Genomic DNA, 17619 nt, shown 5'->3' with positions numbered 1-17619 from the left:
GCCGGCAGCGCCTTCTCCTACCGTTGAAGAGGCAAGGAGGGTTCGAGGTGACGACACGGTCCCTGGGCGTCGTGCTGAACGGCGTCACCGGCCGCATGGGGTACCGCCAGCACCTGGTCCGCTCGATCCTGGCCATCAACGACGAGGGCGGCGTCGCCCTGTCCGGCGGTGACCGGGTGCTGCTGGAACCGGTGCTGGCCGGCCGCAGCGCGGCCAAGCTGCGCGAGATCTGCGAGCGGCACAACCTCAAGAGCTGGACCACCGACCTGGCGGGCGCGCTGCGCGACCCGGACAACCAGGTGTACTTCGACGCGCAGGTGACCCCGGCGCGGGTGGCGGCCATCACCCGCGCGATCGAGGCCGGCAAGCACGTCTACACCGAGAAGCCGACGGCGACGACGACGGAGGAGGCCGTCGAGCTGGCCCGCCTGGCCGCGCGCGCCGGGGTGCGCGGCGGCGTCGTCCAGGACAAGCTGTTCCTGCCCGGCCTGCTCAAGCTCAGGCGGCTGCTGGACGGGGGCTTCTTCGGGCGCGTGCTGTCGGTGCGCGGCGAGTTCGGCTACTGGGTGTTCGAAGGCGACTGGCAGCCCGCCCAGCGCCCGTCGTGGAACTACCGCGCCGAGGACGGCGGCGGCATCACCCTGGACATGTTCTGCCACTGGTCCTACGTCCTTGAGAACCTGTTCGGCCGGGTTGAGGCGGTCACCGCGCGGGTGGCCACCCACATCCCCGAACGCGTCGACGAGGCGGGCCGCGCCTACCGCGCCACGGCCGACGACGCCGCCTACGGCATCTTCGAGCTGGCCGGCGGCGTGATCGCGCAGATCAACTCCTCCTGGTGCGTCCGAGTCGACCGCGACGAGCTGGTGCGGTTCCAGGTGGACGGCACCGAGGGCAGCGCGGTCGCCGGGCTGCGCGGCTGCCGCGTCCAGCACCGCGCCGTCACCCCCAAACCGGTGTGGAACCCCGACGTGCCGGTCGCCCACCGTTTCCGCGACGACTGGCAGGAGGTCCCGGACAACGAGGAGTTCGGCAACGGCTTCAAGGCGCAGTGGGAGATGTTCGTGCGATCGGTGGTGGAGGACACCCCCTTCCCCTACGACTTCCTGTCGGGCGCGCGGGGCGTGCAACTCGCCGAGTCGGGCCTGCGGTCCTCGGCGGAGGGCCGCCGCGTCGAGCTGCCGGAGCTCGTGTTGTGATCGCCAAGCCTGCGTGGTCCGGCCCCGCGCCATGGTGGTCCGACCCCGTGTCCGCGCGAACCTGCGGCGTTCCCCGGAGGCCCGCCCCTGTGCCTCCGCGTACGCGCGCCGGGTCCCCGCCGTCCCGCGCCATGCCGCCGTCCGTAGGGGAAGGGGTCCGATGATCCTGCTGCCCACCGCCGAGGGGACGCTGGAGCCGTACGAGCCGGGTCCGCCCGCCGCGTGGCCGCTCCCGCCGGGGCCGCCGCGCTCCCGCGTGGTCTACGCCGCCGCGCACGTCGTCGCCGACCCGCTCGGCGACAACACCCCGGGCGCCCCCGCGCGGGTCGACTGGGAGGCCACGCTGCGCTTCCGCCGCCACCTGTGGTCCTACGGCATGCGCGTGGCCGACGCCATGGACACCGCGCAGCGCAACACGGGCCTGGACTGGCCGGCGACCCGCGAGCTGATCCGGCGCACCGCGGCCGAGGCGGCGCGGTTCGGCGACCCGGCGGAGCTCGTCGCCTGCGGGGCCGGCACCGACCACGCGCCGCGGGCCGCCACGTGCGAGGAGGTGCTGAAGGCGTACGGCGAGCAGGTGGAGACCGTCCAGGCGGCCGGGGCCCGGGTGATCCTCATGGCCAGCAGACAACTCGCCGCGGTCGCGCGCACGCCCGGCGACTACCACGCCGTCTACGGCAGGCTGCTGGCGGAGGTGGACCGGCCGGCCATCCTGCACTGGCTGGGCGAGATGTTCGACCCGTCGCTCGCCGGATACTGGGGCTCGCGCGACCTGGACGCCGCCACCGACGCGCTGCTCACGCTGGTCCACGAGCACGCCGGCCGCGTCGACGGAGTCAAGGTCTCGCTGCTGGACGCCGAGCGCGAGGTGCGGCTGCGCGCGGCCCTCCCGGCGGGCGTGCGGCTCTACACCGGCGACGACTTCGACTACTCACCGCTCATCGAGTCCGGCAGTGACGCCCTGCTCGGCGTCTTCGACCCGATCGCCCCCGTGGCGTCGGCCGCTCTCCAGGCGCTGGACGCCGGCGACGCCGCCCGCTATCGGGAACTGCTGGAGCCGACCGTCCCGCTGTCCCGCAAGCTCTTCGAGACGCCCACCTACCACTACAAGACGGGCATCGTGTTCCTCGCCTGGGTGGCCGGGCACCAGGACGCGTTCACCATGGTCGGCGGGGCGCAGTCCGCCCGTTCTATCGTCCACCTCTCCGAGGTGTTCCGGCTGGCCGGACGAGCCGGCCTGCTGCCCGATCCCGTACTGGCGCAGGCCCGCATGCGCGCCCTGCTCGCCACGGCCGGGGTGGCGGCGTGAGCGCGCGCCACGGCCCCGCCGTGGACGTGCCGTCCGGGCGCCCGGCGACGGTCCGGACGCCGCCGCCGGGCGATCCGCGGCTCGCCCGCCTGTCCCTCAACCAGTGGACGACCCGCCGGTGGGGCGTCGCGGAGGCGGTCGCGGGCTGCGCGCGCTTCGGCGTGCCGGCGATCGGCCTGTGGCGTGAGCAGGTCGCCGAGCACGGCCTGGCCGCGACCGCCCGGCTGGTCCGCGACGCCGCGCTCCAGGTGTCGTCGCTGTGCCGGGGCGGCTTCCTGACCGCAGCCGACCCCGCCGGTGCCTCCCGCGCGCTGGACGACAACCGCCGTGCCATCGACGAGGCCGCCACCCTGGGCGCGGGCTGCCTGGTCATGGTCGTCGGCGGGCTGCCGGCTGGGTCTCGCGACCTGGCCGGCGCGCGCGACCGGGTGGCCGCCGTGCTGGAGGAACTGGTGCCGTACGCGGTGCGGGCGGGCGTGCGGCTGGCCCTGGAGCCGCTGCACCCGATGTACTGCGCCGACCGCGCCGTGCTCTCAACGCTCGGCCAGGCCGTCGACCTGGCCGCCCGCTGGCCCGCCGAGGCGGTCGGCGTGGTGGTCGACACCTTCCACGTCTGGTGGGATCCGGAGGTCCTGTCGCAGGTCGCGCGGGCCGGCCCGCGCATCGCGGCGTTCCAGGTCTGCGACTTTCTGGTGCCGCTGCCGGCGGATCCGCTGCTCGGCCGGGGGATGATGGGCGACGGCGTGATCGACTTCCGTCCGCTGCGCGCCGCCGTCGACGCGGCGGGGTACACCGGGTTCGTCGAGGTGGAGATCTTCAACGCGGACGTGTGGGACGCCGACGGCCACGAGGTGATCGCCACGCTGATCCGCCGCTACGTCACCGAGGTCCTGTAGGGCGCGCCGGGCGCCGCTGGTCAGGAGGCGCAGGCCGTCGTGCCGGTGACCTCGACGTTCGGCCGGCCCGAGCGCACGATGACGGTGACCACGATGCCGAGCGACTCCTTCTTCATCGTGCTGACGTTCACGCCGAACCGCTCCTGCGGGCTGTCGCCCTCCTGGTAGCCCATGCGATGGAGATCGGAGGCGAGGATGGCGGTGACCGTCGCCATGGCGTGGGCGTCAGGCTCGGCGGGCAGGTCGCCGGTGAGCCTGTAGACGCTGCGGGCGGTGCCCGCCGGGCAGCCGGTCGTCTCGCGGGTGAAGGCCGTGGTCTTGCCCGGCAGCGAGAGCCGGCTCAGCGCGGCGCCGTCGTCGCGCAGGAACCGCGCGGCCTGCTCGAAGGACGGCTCGGCGCCGCCGCAGGCGCACGCCAGCAGCAGGACCAGACCGCACGCCAGGACACCCCGCATCCCCGCCACTCTACCGATCATCCTCCGGCGCGCGGCGCGGGCGTCCGCCCGGCGGCCGTGGACGCGCGCCCGCGTGTGCGCGTTCGCGGACGGCGCGCGGATGCGTACCATGAACCCGCACAGGAACAGAATTTCATTCGGTATGGTGAGTGGACGGGACGGACGGATGCGCATCGGGTTGTACCTCAACGAGCCCTCGGGGCCGGACGCGATCGTCAAGCTGGAGGAGCGCATCGCCGGCGCCGCCGACGACGGGTTCGCCTCGGCGTGGGTCTCCAACATCTTCGGGCTCGACGCGCTGACCGCGCTCGCGGCCGCGGGCGCCCGCGTCCCCGGCATCGAGCTCGGCACCGCCGTCGTGCCGACCTACCCGCGCCACCCGGCCGTCCTGGCACAGCAGGCCCTCACCGCCGACTTGGCCCTCGGCGGCAGGCTCGCGCTCGGCGTCGGGCTGTCGCACCGCGTCGTCATCGAGGACATGTACGGCTACAGCTACGACAAGCCGGCGCGGCACATGCGCGAGTACCTCGCGGTGCTGGCCCCCCTGCTGCGCGGTGAGCGGGCCGACGTCGACGGCGAGACGCTCCGGGCCCACGTCGAACTGGGCACTCCGCGCGCCCGGGAGGGGGTGCCCCTGCTGATCGCCGCGCTCGCGCCCCGCATGCTGCGCCTGGCGGGGGAGACGGCCGACGGCACGATCCTGTGGATGACCGGGCCCAAGACCATCGCCGACCACGTCGTCCCGGCCATCACCGGGGCCGCGGCGGAGGCGGGACGCCCCGCCCCGCGCGTCGTGTGCGCGCTCCCGGTCGCCGTCACCGGCGACCGGGACGCCGCCAGGGAGCGCGCCTCGAAGGTCTTCTCCATCTACGGCCAACTGCCCTCCTACCGCGCGATGCTCGACCGGGAGGGCGCGGCCGGCCCCGGCGACGTGGCGATCATCGGCGAGGAGGACGAGGTCGCCGCCCAGATCGCCGACCTCGCCGCGCTCGGGGTGACCGACTTCGCCGCCGCCACCTTCGTCACGGGCGAGGACGCCGCGCGCACCCGGCGCCTGCTCACGAGCCTGCTCACCTAGTGCGGTGACCACATACGTTCACCGGGCGCGGCTCTCTACCCGTGCCACGTGGCGCAGTGATCGGCCCCGGGTCGGCGGGTCGTGGTACGGCGATGCCGGCGCCTCCTACGGCGCCCGAGCCGGTGAACGTTCGTGGACAGCAGCGCACTAGCGGCGACGGCCGGGCGATCAGGCGGGCGGTCAGGCGGCGGTCAGGCGGACGGTCGGGCCGGGGGCGCGGCCAGGGTGACGGCGCCGGTGGTGCCGTCCACGGTGATCTCGTCCCCGGTGGCGACCCGCGAGGTGGCGTCCGGCACTCCGACGACCGCCGGGATGCCGTACTCGCGGGCCACCACCGCGCCATGGGAGTTCGAGCCGCCCATCTCCATCACCAGGCCGCCCGCCGTCAGGAACAGCGGCGTCCAGCCGGGGTCGGTGGAGGGCGCGACCAGGATCTCCCCGGGCGACAGGTGGGCGCCCACCGGGTCGAGGATGACCCGCGCCTTGCCGGTCACCGTGCCGGGGGAGGCGGGAGTGCCGGTCATGGCGCCCTCGACGGGCGCCGCGGCCCCCACCGCCTCCGGTTCGGTGCCGTCGGAGAGCATGACCCGGGGAATGTGCCGCCGCCGCAGCTCCCGTTCGTAGGTCGCGCGGCGCGTGCGGACGAGCGCGCGCTGGTCGGCGCCGCCGAGCCCGGCCCGCGCCTCGGCGATGCTCAGCATGAACACGTCGTCCGGCTCCTCCAGCAGCCCGCGCCCGGCCAGTTCCTTCCCGACCGCCGCCAGGTGCCCGCGCATCTCGCCGAGGGCCACGATGAAGCAGAACTTGGGCATCTCCCGGTAGCCCGCCAGCTCGCGGGTGCGTCCCAGGGCGAAGCGCACGACGCGTCCGCGCAGGCCGCCCACCCGGCGGGCCAGCGTGCCGATCATCTCCTCCGCCTCGCGCGCTCCCCGGGCGAACTGCTCGTCGGGGGCCAGGGATGGGTCGTCCAGCCGCAGGTAGTTGGCGAGCACGCCCAGCACGTGCGACGGGTCGTCCGCCCAGCGGGGCATGCCCACGTCGATCTCGGCGACGGCCCGGTGGCCGTAGCGGGCCAGGAAGCCGTCCAGCTCCTCGCGCAGCACGGGCGGCAGTTCGCCCTGCGGCAGGGCCGGGCCGGCCAGCGCGCGGGCCGAGGCCGCGTCGGCGCGGATGCGCGAGGCCGCGTGCCACAGAGCCAGGTCCATCTCGGTGGTGACGTTGTGCGGCAGTCCTCGCAGCACGGTCGGCAGCTCGCCGGGCCTGCTGCGCCCGCGGAGCAGGCGGGCGGCCAGGGCCATCATCAGGAAGCCGGCGACCGGGGCGGGCACGATGTGCGGGATCATCGGCACCACCTGGGTGCGCAGGCAGTGTTCCACGTGGTCGAGGCGCTGCTCGGGGGTGGCGTCCGGCGACAGCGCCAGCCGCTCGCGCAGGTGCTCGACCACCCGCGCTATGCGCTGCCGCGAGCTGCGCGGGTCGCGCAGCGCCTGCACGATGCGCACCGGTATGCGATATCGGGCGGCGATGCGCCACAGCCGGCGCACCGCGGGCAGCGGCGAACGGTGGGTCACGCTCAGCCGCGGGTCGTCGAACAGGCCGCGCAGCACGACCGCCGACCGCGCCTCCATGACGTCCAGCAGCCGGGGCACGACGGCCCGCCCCACCCGGCTGCGCATGACGCCGGTGATGTCCCCGAACAGGCGCATGCCCGGCTCCGCGAGCGGCAGGGGGCCGGTGCGCGCGCCGTAGAGGGTGGCGATGACCGAGCCGGCGAGCGTGCGGAAGGCCGAGACCCCCATCGGGGTGATCGGCCGGTGCAGGCCCTGCGCCAGGCTGAAGCAGAAGTACACCCGCAGACCGTCCGGAGGCGTCTCGGGCAGCGGGTACAGGGTGGTGATCGGCCGGGCCTGGGTGAGCCAGAGCGCTCCGGAGGAGTCGATCGCCCACTCGGTGTCCTGCGGGGAGCCGTAGTGGTCCTCCACGCGGGCCCCGAGCCCGGCCAGGGCGACGATCTGGTCGTCGGTCAGGCACGGACCGTCCTCGGACTCCCGCGCGACCTGTTCAGTGCCGCCGCCCTCGACCGAGCGGATCACCGTCGCCTTATCGCCGAGCACCCGTTTGGTGATCTTCTTGGCCGGGCCGACCACGAAGTGGTCGGGGTTCACCCCGCCGGAGACGACCGACTCGCCGAGCCCCGGGCTGGCGTCGATCACCACCTCGCGGCGCCGTCCGGTGACCGGGTTGGCGGTGAACATCACCCCGGCGACCTCGGCCTGCACCATGCGCTGGATGACCACGGCCAGGTGGACGGCGGCGTGGTCGATGCCGTTGGCCGCGCGGTAGGCGACGGCGCGGTCGGTCCACAGCGAGGCCCAGCAGCGGCGGACGGCGTCCAGCACCGCCTCGGGGCCGACCACGTTCAGGTAGGTGTCCTGCTGGCCGGCGAAGCTCGCGTCCGGGAGGTCCTCGGCCGTGGCCGACGAGCGGACCGCCACTGGGCCGTCGGCCGCGCGCCGCACGGCGCGGGCGATGTCGTCGGGCACGGGTGCGGCCAGGACGGCGGCGCGCGCCAGGCCGGCCAGCTCGGCCAGCGTGGCGGTGTCGCCGGGGGCGGTGCGCGCCAGGGCGTCCAGCACCTCGCCGAGGTGCGCCCCTTCGGCGACGCGGCGGTAGGCCCAGGTGGTCAGGCAGATCCCGGGCGGCACGGGCAGCCCGGCCCGGGTCAGCACGCCGAGGTTGGCGGCCTTGCCCCCGACCAGCGGCAGCGCGTCGGCGGCGATGTCCGGGAAGCCGAGGATCAGGGGGTGGTGCTCCGGGCCGGCGAGCCGGCGGTCACCGTCGGAGGTCAGCATGTCGGTCTCCCTGTGGAGCCGCCGGGGCGGACGGGGCCCGCGCTCCCGGCGACGCTGTCCGTCGTATGACCCCACCATAAACTCATCAGCCGTTGAAATCAACGACCGATGAAATAAGGGTCATGACGCGGAGCTAGCTCATGGTGTTGCCCCCGTTGACGGCCAGCCGCTGGCCGGTGACGAAGCGGGCGCCGGGGGAGGCCAGATAGGCCACCGCCTCGGCGACGTCGGCGGGGACGCCCATGTGGCGCAGCGGCAGCCTCGCCTCGTAGTCGCTCCAGTCGTCGCCGGCGTGGCGCTCCACCGGGATCCAGCCCGGTTCCACGGTGTTGACGGTGATGCCGAGCGGTCCGAGCTCGCGGGCCCACGAGCGGGTCAGGCCGTGCATGGCCGCCTTGGCCGACACGTAGTGCGCGAAGTCGGCGTTGCCGAGGTCGGCCACCTCGCTGCCGATGTTGACGACGCGTCCCTCGCCGGCGGCCTTGAAGTCGGGCAGCACGGCGTGCAGGAGCAGCAGAGGCGCCTTGACGAAGAACCGGAGCTGGTCGAGGTGGTCCTGCCAGGTCTGCTTCTCGATCGGCATCATCGGCTGCGGGCCGGTCGCGTTGTTCACCACGACACCGATCGCGCCGACCCGCTCGCGGATGTCCTCGACGCCGCGCGCGACCTCCTCCTCGTCGGTGACGTCGAACCGCGCCACGTACGCCGCCGCGCCGATGCGGCCGGCCACCGCCGTCGCGCCCGCGGTGTCGTGGGCGTAGTTGACGACGACCTTCCAGCCGTCGGCCGCCAGCCGTTCGGCGATGGCCGCGCCGAGGCCCCGCGAGGCCCCGGTGACGAGTGCGCATCCCATGATTCCGTCCTCTCCGCACAGGAAATGCCCTCATCTTTGCCCATCGGCGCACATTCGCGCACATGTCGCCTGGGGCTGAGACGTGCGGATATCCCGGATCGCGTCCGGTCCATCACATCGGGAGCGTCGCGTCGGGCGGGGGAGGGGAGCCACCGGGGCGGCGGCCGTCCGCGCCGACGGACGGCCGTCCGGTCTAGCCGGCGGTGATGGCCGGGGCGGGCGCGTCGGCGTGCAGGCGGTGCAGCACCCGGCGGAAGGCGTAGATCGAGACGCCGACCGCGACGCCGCTGATGGCCGCGACCACCGACGTGCGCACCAGGAGGTAGGTGCCGATCGACTGGTGCAGGAGCAGCCAGATGCTGACCGCGGAGTTGGCCAGCAGCACGAACGCCCACAGCAGCGTGATGCGGGCGAAGAAGCGCCGCACCCGCTCGTGCCGCAGCACGGCCGAGGGAAGGTGGATGTAGTCCAAGGTGAGCTTCTGGACCAGCGGCCTGTTCAGGCGGACCGAGGCCAGGAAGGCCATGCTGATGCAGATCGTGCCCAGTTCGGGCTGAAGGAAGTAGACGACGGCACTTCCCGTCCACCAGCCCAGCGCCGCCCGCGCGGTGATGGCGATCGCCGCCAGCAACATCGTGCCGGGGACGGGCCGGCGGCGGACGACCCGCCACAGCACCCCGGCGTACACCCAGCTCACCGCCGCCACCAGCGCCCCGTCCAGGCCGAGCACGGCCAGGGCGGTGTAGAACACGGCGAGCGGGGCGACGACGCCTTCGAGGAGCCGCGGCACGGCCTGCCGGAACAGCGCGGTGATCCTCGGCAGGGTGAAGTGTGGAGCGTTCATGCTTCTCCCAGGGAGGACGTTCGTGGAACGACGCTAAAGCTTCGACGCCTACCCTGGGATGTGTTCGCCGAAACGCGGCCGAAACGCCGAATTGTAGTCATTAGTGGCTCACGGTACACAATGTCCAGGTAAGGCGTACATATGTTGGTAATGATCGTTTAATTCGATCATTACTAGGCTTCGGGCAGTACACCCTTCATGAGGTGGTTGAACATTGGATAACGGTTCGGGAACGGAGGGTTTCCGGATGGCGAGCGGTTCGGGAGCATGAAGTCATGGCAGTGCTCTCACGCACGCATGTCCCCCCGTCCGCCGATTGCGTGGCCGGCGTCGCCGTCGAGCTGACCCGTTGGCCCGACCTCGCGGTCAGCCACTCCCGCAAGGCCATCCGCTTCCGCGCGCGCGGCCGCGAGATCATCCGCATGCGCGGCGACCACACTGCCGAGCTGCTGCTCACCGCCCCCCTCGTCGACCGATGGGCCCGGGTGCTCGCCGACTCCCATCGTGTCACACCAGGTCACGGCACCGGCTGGATCCGTGTCGAGATCGCGGACCGCACCGACGCCGAGCTGTTCCTGTCACTGGTCAGCGTCGCGCTGAAGGTCAACGACGACTGAGCGGGACGGCCGGCGGCCGCGCGAGCGGCCGCCGTCAGCCGAGGCTGGAGGTCGCCAGCCGGGCGCCGAAGGCGAGGAAGAGCGCCCCTACGCCGGAGGTCAGGCCGGCCGAGAGCCTGCGCCGCCGCCGGAACTGGGTGGCCAGGTACACCCCGCCGAAAATCAGCGTGGACAGATAGACGACGCTGAAGAATTGGCAGATCGCACCCAAGATCAGGAATGACAGCGCCGGCGCGCCGTAATGCGGGTCGACGAACTGCACGAAGAACGAGATGAAGAACAAGATCGCCTTGGGGTTGAGCAGGCTGATCGTGAGGGCCTTCCTGAACGGGTCGGCGAGGTCGGGCGCCGCCTCGCCCTGCCCGCCCGGCTCGTCCTTGCCCCGCCACGACCGCACGGCGGCGCGGATCATGTTGAAGCCGAGCCACGCGAGGTAGGCCGCGCCGGCGTACTTGACCACGTTGAACAGCATCGGCGTGGACCGCAGCAGCGAGGCGACCCCGGCCGCCGACAGCACCATCAGCACCGTGTCGCCCACGAACACCCCGCCGGCCGCGCGGTACCCGGTGCGCACGCCACGCCGTGCCCCCACCGTCAGGACGTACAGCGAGTTGGGACCGGGAAGAAGAATGATCAGAAAGGCCCCGATCACGTAGGCCCAGATATTGGTGATGCCGAAGAACATGCCGCCGAACTCCATGTACGCAGGGAAGTGACACGCTATACCGCCCCAAACCCCACGTTCACCTCATTAACCGGACCGCCGCCGCGACACGGCCCCGGCATCTCCAGTGCGGTGACCACCTACGTTCACCGGGTACGGCTCTCCACCCCGGTGTGTGCTGGGGGTGATCGGCGCCGGGCCGGCGGGTCATGGTACGGCGATGCCGGCGCCGGCCACGGCGTCCGACCCGGTGAACGTTCGCGGGCGGCCCACTATCCGCTTCGCGCCCGTGAGGACGTGGCCGCCGTCGTCCGTCGTGACGCGCATGGCGAATCCGGGACGGGCCGCGGGGGCGGGTGACCGTATGTCTCCAGGCAGGCGGGTAGACCAGTGTGACGCGGCTGTCAAAGCCGCCCTGCCTGGGAGAAAACCTCGCCGTTTGGGCCTTGTGAGCGGCCTGCGCCGGAGCTACGATCGCGACAACTCTTAGGAAACTTTCCTAAAAGTACTGGTGACCTGCAGCCGTCCGCGCCCCTGTCCCCCTCCCGTGCCGATGCCCTATGAGCTGCGGACATCCAGCGAGCCAGCGCCCATCCTCCCTCTCACCCCCCTCGCGTCCCGCGCCCGGGACGCGCGACGCCCGCCTTTCGCAGCATGGGAGCGATCATGCGACGCACCTTGCCCCTGCTCGTCCTCACAGCCCTGGCGAGCATCGCCGTCGCGGTGCTCGCGCCACCGGGCGCGCAGGCCGCCTCGGTGAGCGCCACCTTCGTCAAGACCTCCGACTGGGGGTCGGGCTTCGAGGCCAAGTACACCGTCGCCAACGGCACCGCGAGCACCGTCAACGGCTGGACCGTGGAGTTCGACCTGCCGTCCGGCACCACTGTCGGCACCTACTGGGACGCCCTGATGAGCCAGTCCGGCGGCCACTACACCTTCAGGAACCGCGAGTACAACGGATCGCTGGCGCCCGGCGCCTCCGCCTCGTTCGGGTTCGTCGGCGCGGGGCCCGGAGCGCCGCTGAACTGCAAGGTCAACGGCGCGTCCTGCGGCGGCGGCACCACCCCCAGCCCGACGCCCACGCCGCCCGGACCGACTCCCACTCGCACCCCGACCCCGACGCCCACGCCGACCCCGACGCCCACGCCGACCCCGACCCCGACCGTGACCCCGCCGCCGACCGGCTCGATCCTCCTCGCCCCGTACATCGACATCACGATGACCACGCCGTCGCTGGTCAGCGCGGCCACCGCGACCGGGGTGAAGAACTACACCCTCGCCTTCGCCCTCGGCGACAGCACCGGCTGCAACCCCGCCTGGGGCGGCACCATCCCGCTGAACGACTCGCGCGTCATCAACGACGTCCGCGGACTGCAGGCACGGGGCGGCCAGGTGATCGTCGCCACGGGCGGCGCCGTCGGCCCGTACCTGGAACACAGCTGCGGCACCACGGCGCAACTGCTGGCGGCCTACAAGAAGGTGCTGGACACCGTCGGCACCAACCACCTGGACGTCGACATCGAGGCGTCCATCGACATCGCCAAGGTCAACTCGGCGCTCAGGCAGCTGCAGGCCGAACGCGGCACGGTGATCAGCTACACCCTCCGTATCCAGGGCCAGGACTACGGCATGGACCCGTTCTCGGTCCAGATCCTCCAGGACGCCGCGGCGCGCGGGCTGAACGTGCTGGTCAACCCGATGCTGATGGACTTCGGCTACTCCGGCGCCTGGGGCGACGCCATGGTCGCCGCGGCCAACGCGACGCTCGGGCAGATGCGGACGATCTGGCCCTCGAAGACGGACGCGCAGCTCAAGCGGCTGCTCGGCCTCACCCCGATGATCGGCAAGAACGACACCGGCCAGACCACCACGCAGGCGGACGCGCGCAAGCTGCTGTCCTACGCCCAGGCCAACCACGTCGGCCGGATCGGCTTTTGGTCGGCCGGCCGCGACAACGGCGGTTGCCCGAACGGCACCCTCTCGCCCACCTGCAGCGGCGTCAGCCAGTCGGCCTACGAGTTCACCACCATCTTCAAGGCCTTCACCGGCTGAAAGGACGATCCGATGCGCCTGATCCGCTTATGCGTCGCGGCACTGCTCGCCGCCGGCGCCGTACTGGTGGTGACGACGGCCCCCGCCTCGGCGGCCTCGGCCACCGCGACCTTCACCAAGCCGCAGGACTGGGGGAGCGGCTTCGAGGGCAAGTACACGGTCACCAACGGCACCTCCAGCCCGCTGAACGGCTGGACCGTCGCCTTCGACCTGCCCGCCGGCTACTCCGTCACCACCGCGTGGGACGCGGTGATGACCAGGAGCGGCCAGCACTACATCTTCACCAACCCGAGCTGGGCCCCGACCCTGGCCGCCGGCGCCAGCACGACCTTCGGTTTCAACGGCAGCCCCGGAAACTTCGGCGCCCCGCTCAACTGCACGCTGAACGGAGCCTCCTGCTCGGGCGGCACCACCAACCCCGGCGCGCCCGGCACGCCTGGCACCCCGGCCGTCACCGGCACTTCGAGCACGTCGATCTCCCTGTCCTGGTCCGCCTCCAGCGGCACCGTGACCGGCTACCGCGTGTACGAGGGCTCGACCGTCAGGGCCACGGTGACCGGCGCCTCGGCCACCATCGGCTCGCTCGCCTCCTGCACCTCGCACACCTACACCGTGAAGGCGTACAACTCGGTCGGCGAGTCGTCCGCGAGCGCGGCCGTCACCGCCACCACCACCGGATGCCAGCAGCCCACCGGCGGCAGCGGAGCCCCCTACCTGTACCTGGGCTGGGGCAGCCCGCCGAACCCCGCCACGGTCATGAACGCGACCGGGGTCAAGTGGTTCACCATGGCTTTCGTCCTGTCCGGCGGCGGCTGCACCCCGGCGTGGGACGGGCAGCGCCCGCTGCAGGGAGGCGCCGACGCGACGGCGATCGCGCAGATCAAGGCGGCCGGCGGCGACATCGTCCCCTCGTTCGGCGGCTGGAGCGGCAACAAGCTCGGCCCGAACTGCTCCACCCCCCAGGCGCTGGCCGGCGCCTACCAGCAGGTCATCAGCGCCTACAACCTGAAGGCCATCGACATCGACATCGAGAACAGCGACGAGTTCGAGAACGAGGCCGTCCAGGACCGCATCCTCAACGCGCTGAAGATCGTCAAGCAGAACAACCCCGGCATCAAGACGATCGTCACGTTCGGCACCAGCACCACGGGCCCGTCGTACTACGGCACCCGGCTCATCAACCAGGCCGCGGCGCTGGGCGCGAACATCGACGTGTTCACGATCATGCCGTTCGACTTCGGCGGCGGCGCCAACATGTACCAGAGCACCGTCAACGCCTCCGAAGGCCTGAAGACCGCGCTGAAGAACGCCTTCGGCTGGTCCGACGCCACCGCCTACGCCCACATGGGCATCTCCGGCATGAACGGCTTGTCCGACCAGCAGGAGACCACCACGCCCGCGACCTGGACCCAGATCCGCGACTGGGCCAAGTCCAAGGGGCTGGCGCGGCTGGCGTTCTGGTCGGTCAACCGCGACCGCGGCTGCGCGGGCGGCGGCGTCCAGTCGGCGTGCAGCGGCATCGCCCAGAACGACTGGCAGTTCACGCAGATCACCGCGGGCTTCTGACCGGCGGTCTCGTCCCGATCAGACGAGTGTGAAGACCGAGGCCACCGAGGACCGTGCGGCCCGCGGCTCCGACCCCCCACGGAGCCCGCGGGCCGCACGCTTGTCCCGCACAGCGCCTTCGGTTCCTCGTCGGTCCCCTGGAGAGGGCCGCCCGTGCGCTCCTCGTCGTCCCTGGACACCTCGTCCGTGACCTGCGCGTGTGCTCGACGGCCGCCTCCGTGGACCGATCTAATGCACACTTAGCGCATGATCGTCACCCATAGGAGTCAAAATACTTCTTTGTGTGAACAATTCTGGATAGATGGTGGCAATTTCCACACCCGAGTGGTCGGTATGGGCTGTGTTCCGGCAGGCTAGTGAGCGTCATGGACAACGCAATTCTCACGGGGTGCGTCCTCGTCTCAGGTGTCGTGCTCGCGATCGTCGCCCAATGGAAGGGCTGGAGACCGTCGCCGGCCGTCACGCTCGCCGTCGGCGTCGGGGTGCGCGTCCTGATCATGGTCTTGGCCGTGAAGTCCGTCTGGCAGCCCGTGGACTTCATGAAGAGCTTCCAACCGGCGGGCCAGGCGATCTTGGCTCACCAGGACCCCGTGCTCGAGAGCGACGGCGGCTGGCACTTCCTCCCCACGATCCCGTACGTGTACGGCCTACTGCTGTGGATGCACATCCCGTGGGAGGTCGCCGGCCGTCTGGTCACCGTGGTCGCCGACATCATCTTGATCCCCCTGGTCGGCAGGCTCGCGGGCGGCAAGGACGCCCGCCTGCGCGCCTTCCAGTACGCCTGCAACCCGCTCGCGGTGCTGGTGGCCGCGGTGCACGGCCAGGTCGAGCCGGTCTCCCTGATGTTCGGCGTCGCGGCCTTCATCGTCGCCAGGAACGCCAGGACGTCCAGGCCCGTCCGCAACGCGATCGTCGCCGGCCTGCTCATGGGCCTCGCGCTGTGCGCCAAGAGCTGGCCGATCTGGCTGGTCCCCGGCATGCTGCTGTTCCTGCCTGACCTGCGCTCGCGCATTTACGCGTTCTTCGCCACCGGCGTGGCGCCGATCTTCTTCCTGGTCACGCTGCCCATCGGCGCGGGTACGTCCCTCGCCCAGCTCCCCAAGGTGATCCAGACCATCGGCGACGTGCGTCCCATCATCGGGGAGTGGGGATGGACCGCGCTCGTGGTCGGCGGCGACTGGACACTGAACGCCGACCTCGCCCGCTACGGCCAATGGGCCATCTACGGCACGCTGCTCGTCGTCGGCTTCCTGTGGCGCCGCGCCGACCCCGTCGACCTGACCACGGCGCTGCTGCTCGCGTTCATGGTCGTCACCCCGCGGCTGGGCGCGCAGTACCTCATGTGGTTCATGCCGTTCCTCGTCGCCCGCCCGACGCGGTTCACCTGGCCGGTCATCATCGGCACCTCCACGTGGGCGGCCGTCGGCTATCTCTATCTGACCCAGTTCAACGACGTGCGCTGGTGGAACCTGCACTCACCGTGGGCGATGAGCTCGGCGGTGCTGCTTCCCCTCCTCATCGCCGCCATGCCCTGGGGCCGCAGGCACGGGGGGTCCACGCTCGCGACGAGCGAGGGAGTTCCCCGCACGGTGGTCGGAGCCTCGGCCTGAGGCGGGCTCGCTCTTCGGCATGATCCGCGTGCGCCTTCGCGATCGCGCGGACGCCTGAGAGACGCGCGGACGCCTGCCTGACGCGCGGCCGGCGTCCATTCCTGCCGGCTCACGACCCCGGCCGGTTCGCGGGCAGTTCGCCGGACACCAGGGCGGTCGACCACTTGAGCCCCGGGTCGCTGTCGATGAACAGGGCACGGGTCAGCAGAGTGAGCGGGATGGCCAGAAGCGCTCCCAGCGGTCCCAGCACCGTCGCCCAGAGGATCAGCGACAGGAATGTCACCGTGGTGCTCAACCCGACGGCGTCGCCGAGGAACTTCGGCTGGATGAACGACTGGACCACGATGTTGATCACCATGTAGGCCACGATCACCAGGATCATGCTCCGCGGACCGCCCGTCAGGAGCGCCAACAGGGCCGGCGGCACCAGCCCGATGACGAACCCGATGTTCGGGATGTAGTTGGTGATCAACGCCAGCACGCCCCAAAGCAGGGGAAGCGGCACACTCAGCACATACAGCGCGACCACGTCCAGCGCGGCGCAGATCAGGCCGAAGATCGTGGAGACGAGCAGGTAACGCCGGGTTCTGTCGGCGAACGTCGTGAGCGCCTTGGTGATCGCCGGCCGCTCCGCCGCGGCGGCCGCGATGATCCGGGAGGTGACCGGTGCGTCCAGGCTCATCGCCAGCAGCAGCACGACGATGAGGAACAGGCTCGAAACCACTCCGAGCACGCTGGACACCAGGCTCTGCGCGATCCCCACCATTTTGCCCGGATCAAAGGACCGCAGCGCCTGGTCTACCTGTGGCGCGATGCCGCGCGCGGCCGCCCACGCCTGGGCGTCGGCCACCAGCTTGTTGAACTGACCCGAGTAGCCCGGCAGCAGCGCCGCCATCTGGACGACAGCGGTGGTGAGGATCGCCACCATGCCGAGCAGGACCACGATGACCGCCGAGAACGGCACGGCGACGACCAGCCAGCTCGGCGCGCGCCTGCGGACGAGCCACCTTCTGATCGGGGCGACCGCCACGACCAGGACCAGGGCGAGAACGATGGGGCCGAGGATGGTGTTGACGGCCTTGATGCCGGCCAGCACGACGACGGCCGAGGCCGCCACCAGCAGCATGACCAGCGCCCGGGGGGTACTTCGCTCGCTCACGGTGGTCAGCCTCGATCCGGTTCGTGATCCTCGGTTCTACCGCTTGTTGTACTGGTCTTGCCCCGTGGGCCGAAAGGTTCTACTCGAACGTTGCCTGTATTGGATCGAGGGACGCGCGGACGGTGCTAATCTTTTGTCGTCGGCATCGCCCGGTCACCAACCAAGCCCGCCACCTCGAGTGGTTGCGGCCTGGGCGCTGGCGGGGAGCGCATGTCGGTACCCCTCGAAAAATCTTCGCAGAGGCGCTTGCGTCACTACGACAGAGTGTGTAAGCTAGAGGGGTTGCCCTGGAGACGGGGCGGCCTGAATGCTCGTTGGTTCGGGTGGCGGGAGTCAAGTGCCGGTAACGGCGCGATTTGGTTCCAGTCGGCCGGGTCGGCTAAAATGAAGGCATACGAGATGAACGCCCCAGTCGGGGGTCGGGTCCTTGGTGGGTCTGGTTTCCGGTGGTGTACGCGTCCGTTT

At 71.5% G+C, this 17619-nt stretch carries 14 protein-coding genes; 8 read left to right on the top strand and 6 right to left on the bottom strand.

Features of this window, described 5'->3' with window-relative positions; all coding sequences use genetic code 11:
* Positions 1–47: 47 nt before the first annotated feature.
* The 3 genes from ACWEN6_RS34950 to ACWEN6_RS34940 all read left to right on the top strand — a co-directional run bounded on the left by ACWEN6_RS34950 (position 48) and on the right by ACWEN6_RS34940 (position 3404).
* On the top strand, positions 48–1199 hold the full coding sequence (locus tag ACWEN6_RS34950) for a Gfo/Idh/MocA family protein (RefSeq protein WP_452576347.1): 1152 nt from the start codon (positions 48–50) through the stop codon (positions 1197–1199).
* 160 nt (positions 1200–1359) lie between these two features.
* On the top strand, positions 1360–2508 hold the full coding sequence (locus ACWEN6_RS34945; protein ID WP_452576346.1) for a dihydrodipicolinate synthase family protein: 1149 nt from the start codon (positions 1360–1362) through the stop codon (positions 2506–2508).
* Positions 2505–3404, top strand: coding sequence for a sugar phosphate isomerase/epimerase family protein (locus tag ACWEN6_RS34940; protein ID WP_452576345.1), 900 nt, complete (start codon positions 2505–2507; stop codon positions 3402–3404). Before ACWEN6_RS34945 ends, ACWEN6_RS34940 begins: the two co-directional genes overlap by 4 nt.
* 20 nt (positions 3405–3424) lie before the next feature.
* Here the strand turns inward: ACWEN6_RS34940 and ACWEN6_RS34935 are convergent, their stop codons facing one another.
* Positions 3425–3859, bottom strand: a complete 435-nt coding sequence (locus tag ACWEN6_RS34935; RefSeq protein ID WP_452576344.1) for a hypothetical protein — start codon at positions 3857–3859, stop codon at positions 3425–3427.
* 166 nt (positions 3860–4025) lie between these two features.
* Here ACWEN6_RS34935 and ACWEN6_RS34930 point away from each other — a divergent pair, with 166 nt between their 5' ends.
* On the top strand, positions 4026–4937 hold the full coding sequence (locus ACWEN6_RS34930; protein WP_452576343.1) for a TIGR03564 family F420-dependent LLM class oxidoreductase: 912 nt from the start codon (positions 4026–4028) through the stop codon (positions 4935–4937).
* A gap of 191 nt (positions 4938–5128) precedes the next feature.
* On the opposite strand, the gene ACWEN6_RS34925 is transcribed toward ACWEN6_RS34930, so the two are convergent.
* The 3 genes from ACWEN6_RS34925 to ACWEN6_RS34915 form a co-directional block, all read right to left on the bottom strand.
* On the bottom strand, positions 5129–7789 hold the full coding sequence (locus ACWEN6_RS34925; protein ID WP_452576342.1) for a PEP/pyruvate-binding domain-containing protein: 2661 nt from the start codon (positions 7787–7789) through the stop codon (positions 5129–5131).
* A 133-nt stretch (positions 7790–7922) separates the two neighbouring features.
* Complete coding sequence (locus ACWEN6_RS34920) at positions 7923–8642, bottom strand: SDR family oxidoreductase (RefSeq protein WP_452576341.1); 720 nt, start codon at positions 8640–8642, stop codon at positions 7923–7925.
* Positions 8643–8835: 193 nt separating this feature from the next.
* Positions 8836–9486: a VC0807 family protein gene (locus ACWEN6_RS34915; RefSeq protein ID WP_452576340.1), complete on the bottom strand. Its 651-nt coding sequence runs from the start codon at positions 9484–9486 to the stop codon at positions 8836–8838.
* A gap of 275 nt (positions 9487–9761) precedes the next feature.
* On the opposite strand from ACWEN6_RS34915, the gene ACWEN6_RS34910 reads away from it, so the two are divergent.
* The gene (locus ACWEN6_RS34910) at positions 9762–10103 is read left to right on the top strand and encodes a luciferase domain-containing protein (protein WP_452576339.1); all 342 of its coding nucleotides are present in this window, start codon (positions 9762–9764) and stop codon (positions 10101–10103) included.
* Positions 10104–10137: 34 nt separating this feature from the next.
* Here the strand turns inward: ACWEN6_RS34910 and leuE are convergent, their stop codons facing one another.
* Positions 10138–10803 (bottom strand): leucine efflux protein LeuE, encoded by a 666-nt coding sequence (gene leuE, locus ACWEN6_RS34905; RefSeq protein ID WP_452576338.1) that lies wholly within the window; start codon positions 10801–10803, stop codon positions 10138–10140.
* 630 nt (positions 10804–11433) lie between these two features.
* Between leuE and ACWEN6_RS34900 the strand changes: the two genes are divergently transcribed.
* The 3 genes from ACWEN6_RS34900 to ACWEN6_RS34890 all read left to right on the top strand — a co-directional run bounded on the left by ACWEN6_RS34900 (position 11434) and on the right by ACWEN6_RS34890 (position 15995).
* Positions 11434–12819 (top strand): cellulose binding domain-containing protein, encoded by a 1386-nt coding sequence (locus tag ACWEN6_RS34900; RefSeq protein ID WP_452576337.1) that lies wholly within the window; start codon positions 11434–11436, stop codon positions 12817–12819.
* Positions 12820–12831: 12 nt separating this feature from the next.
* A complete protein-coding gene (locus tag ACWEN6_RS34895; RefSeq protein ID WP_452576336.1) occupies positions 12832–14385 on the top strand; it encodes a glycoside hydrolase family 18 protein in 1554 nt (517 codons plus the stop codon).
* Between the two features lie 365 nt (positions 14386–14750).
* A complete protein-coding gene (locus ACWEN6_RS34890; RefSeq protein ID WP_452576334.1) occupies positions 14751–15995 on the top strand; it encodes a hypothetical protein in 1245 nt (414 codons plus the stop codon).
* 109 nt (positions 15996–16104) lie between these two features.
* Here the strand turns inward: ACWEN6_RS34890 and ACWEN6_RS34885 are convergent, their stop codons facing one another.
* Positions 16105–17154 carry an AI-2E family transporter gene (locus ACWEN6_RS34885; protein WP_452576332.1) on the bottom strand — a complete coding sequence of 350 codons (1050 nt, stop codon included), beginning with the start codon at positions 17152–17154 and terminating at the stop codon, positions 16105–16107.
* Between the last annotated feature and the right edge of the window lie 465 nt (positions 17155–17619).

Source organism: Sphaerisporangium sp. NPDC004334 (genome assembly GCF_053602655.1).
Note: the sequence above shows the minus strand (reverse complement) of the source record. Positions and strands in the feature narration are given on the sequence as shown.

What these genes read in the sequence shown, in the direction of transcription:
- ACWEN6_RS34945 (WP_452576346.1), top strand. Translation starts at nt 1,360, where the DNA reads ATGATCCTGCTGCCCACCGCCGAGGGGACGCTGGAGCCGTACGAGCCG.
- ACWEN6_RS34935 (WP_452576344.1), bottom strand. Translation starts at nt 3,859, where the DNA reads ATGCGGGGTGTCCTGGCGTGCGGTCTGGTCCTGCTGCTGGCGTGCGCC.
- ACWEN6_RS34930 (WP_452576343.1), top strand. Translation starts at nt 4,026, where the DNA reads ATGCGCATCGGGTTGTACCTCAACGAGCCCTCGGGGCCGGACGCGATC.
- ACWEN6_RS34925 (WP_452576342.1), bottom strand. Translation starts at nt 7,789, where the DNA reads ATGCTGACCTCCGACGGTGACCGCCGGCTCGCCGGCCCGGAGCACCAC.
- ACWEN6_RS34920 (WP_452576341.1), bottom strand. Translation starts at nt 8,642, where the DNA reads ATGGGATGCGCACTCGTCACCGGGGCCTCGCGGGGCCTCGGCGCGGCC.
- ACWEN6_RS34915 (WP_452576340.1), bottom strand. Translation starts at nt 9,486, where the DNA reads ATGAACGCTCCACACTTCACCCTGCCGAGGATCACCGCGCTGTTCCGG.
- ACWEN6_RS34910 (WP_452576339.1), top strand. Translation starts at nt 9,762, where the DNA reads ATGGCAGTGCTCTCACGCACGCATGTCCCCCCGTCCGCCGATTGCGTG.
- leuE (WP_452576338.1), bottom strand. Translation starts at nt 10,803, where the DNA reads ATGGAGTTCGGCGGCATGTTCTTCGGCATCACCAATATCTGGGCCTAC.
- ACWEN6_RS34900 (WP_452576337.1), top strand. Translation starts at nt 11,434, where the DNA reads ATGCGACGCACCTTGCCCCTGCTCGTCCTCACAGCCCTGGCGAGCATC.
- ACWEN6_RS34895 (WP_452576336.1), top strand. Translation starts at nt 12,832, where the DNA reads ATGCGCCTGATCCGCTTATGCGTCGCGGCACTGCTCGCCGCCGGCGCC.
- ACWEN6_RS34890 (WP_452576334.1), top strand. Translation starts at nt 14,751, where the DNA reads ATGGACAACGCAATTCTCACGGGGTGCGTCCTCGTCTCAGGTGTCGTG.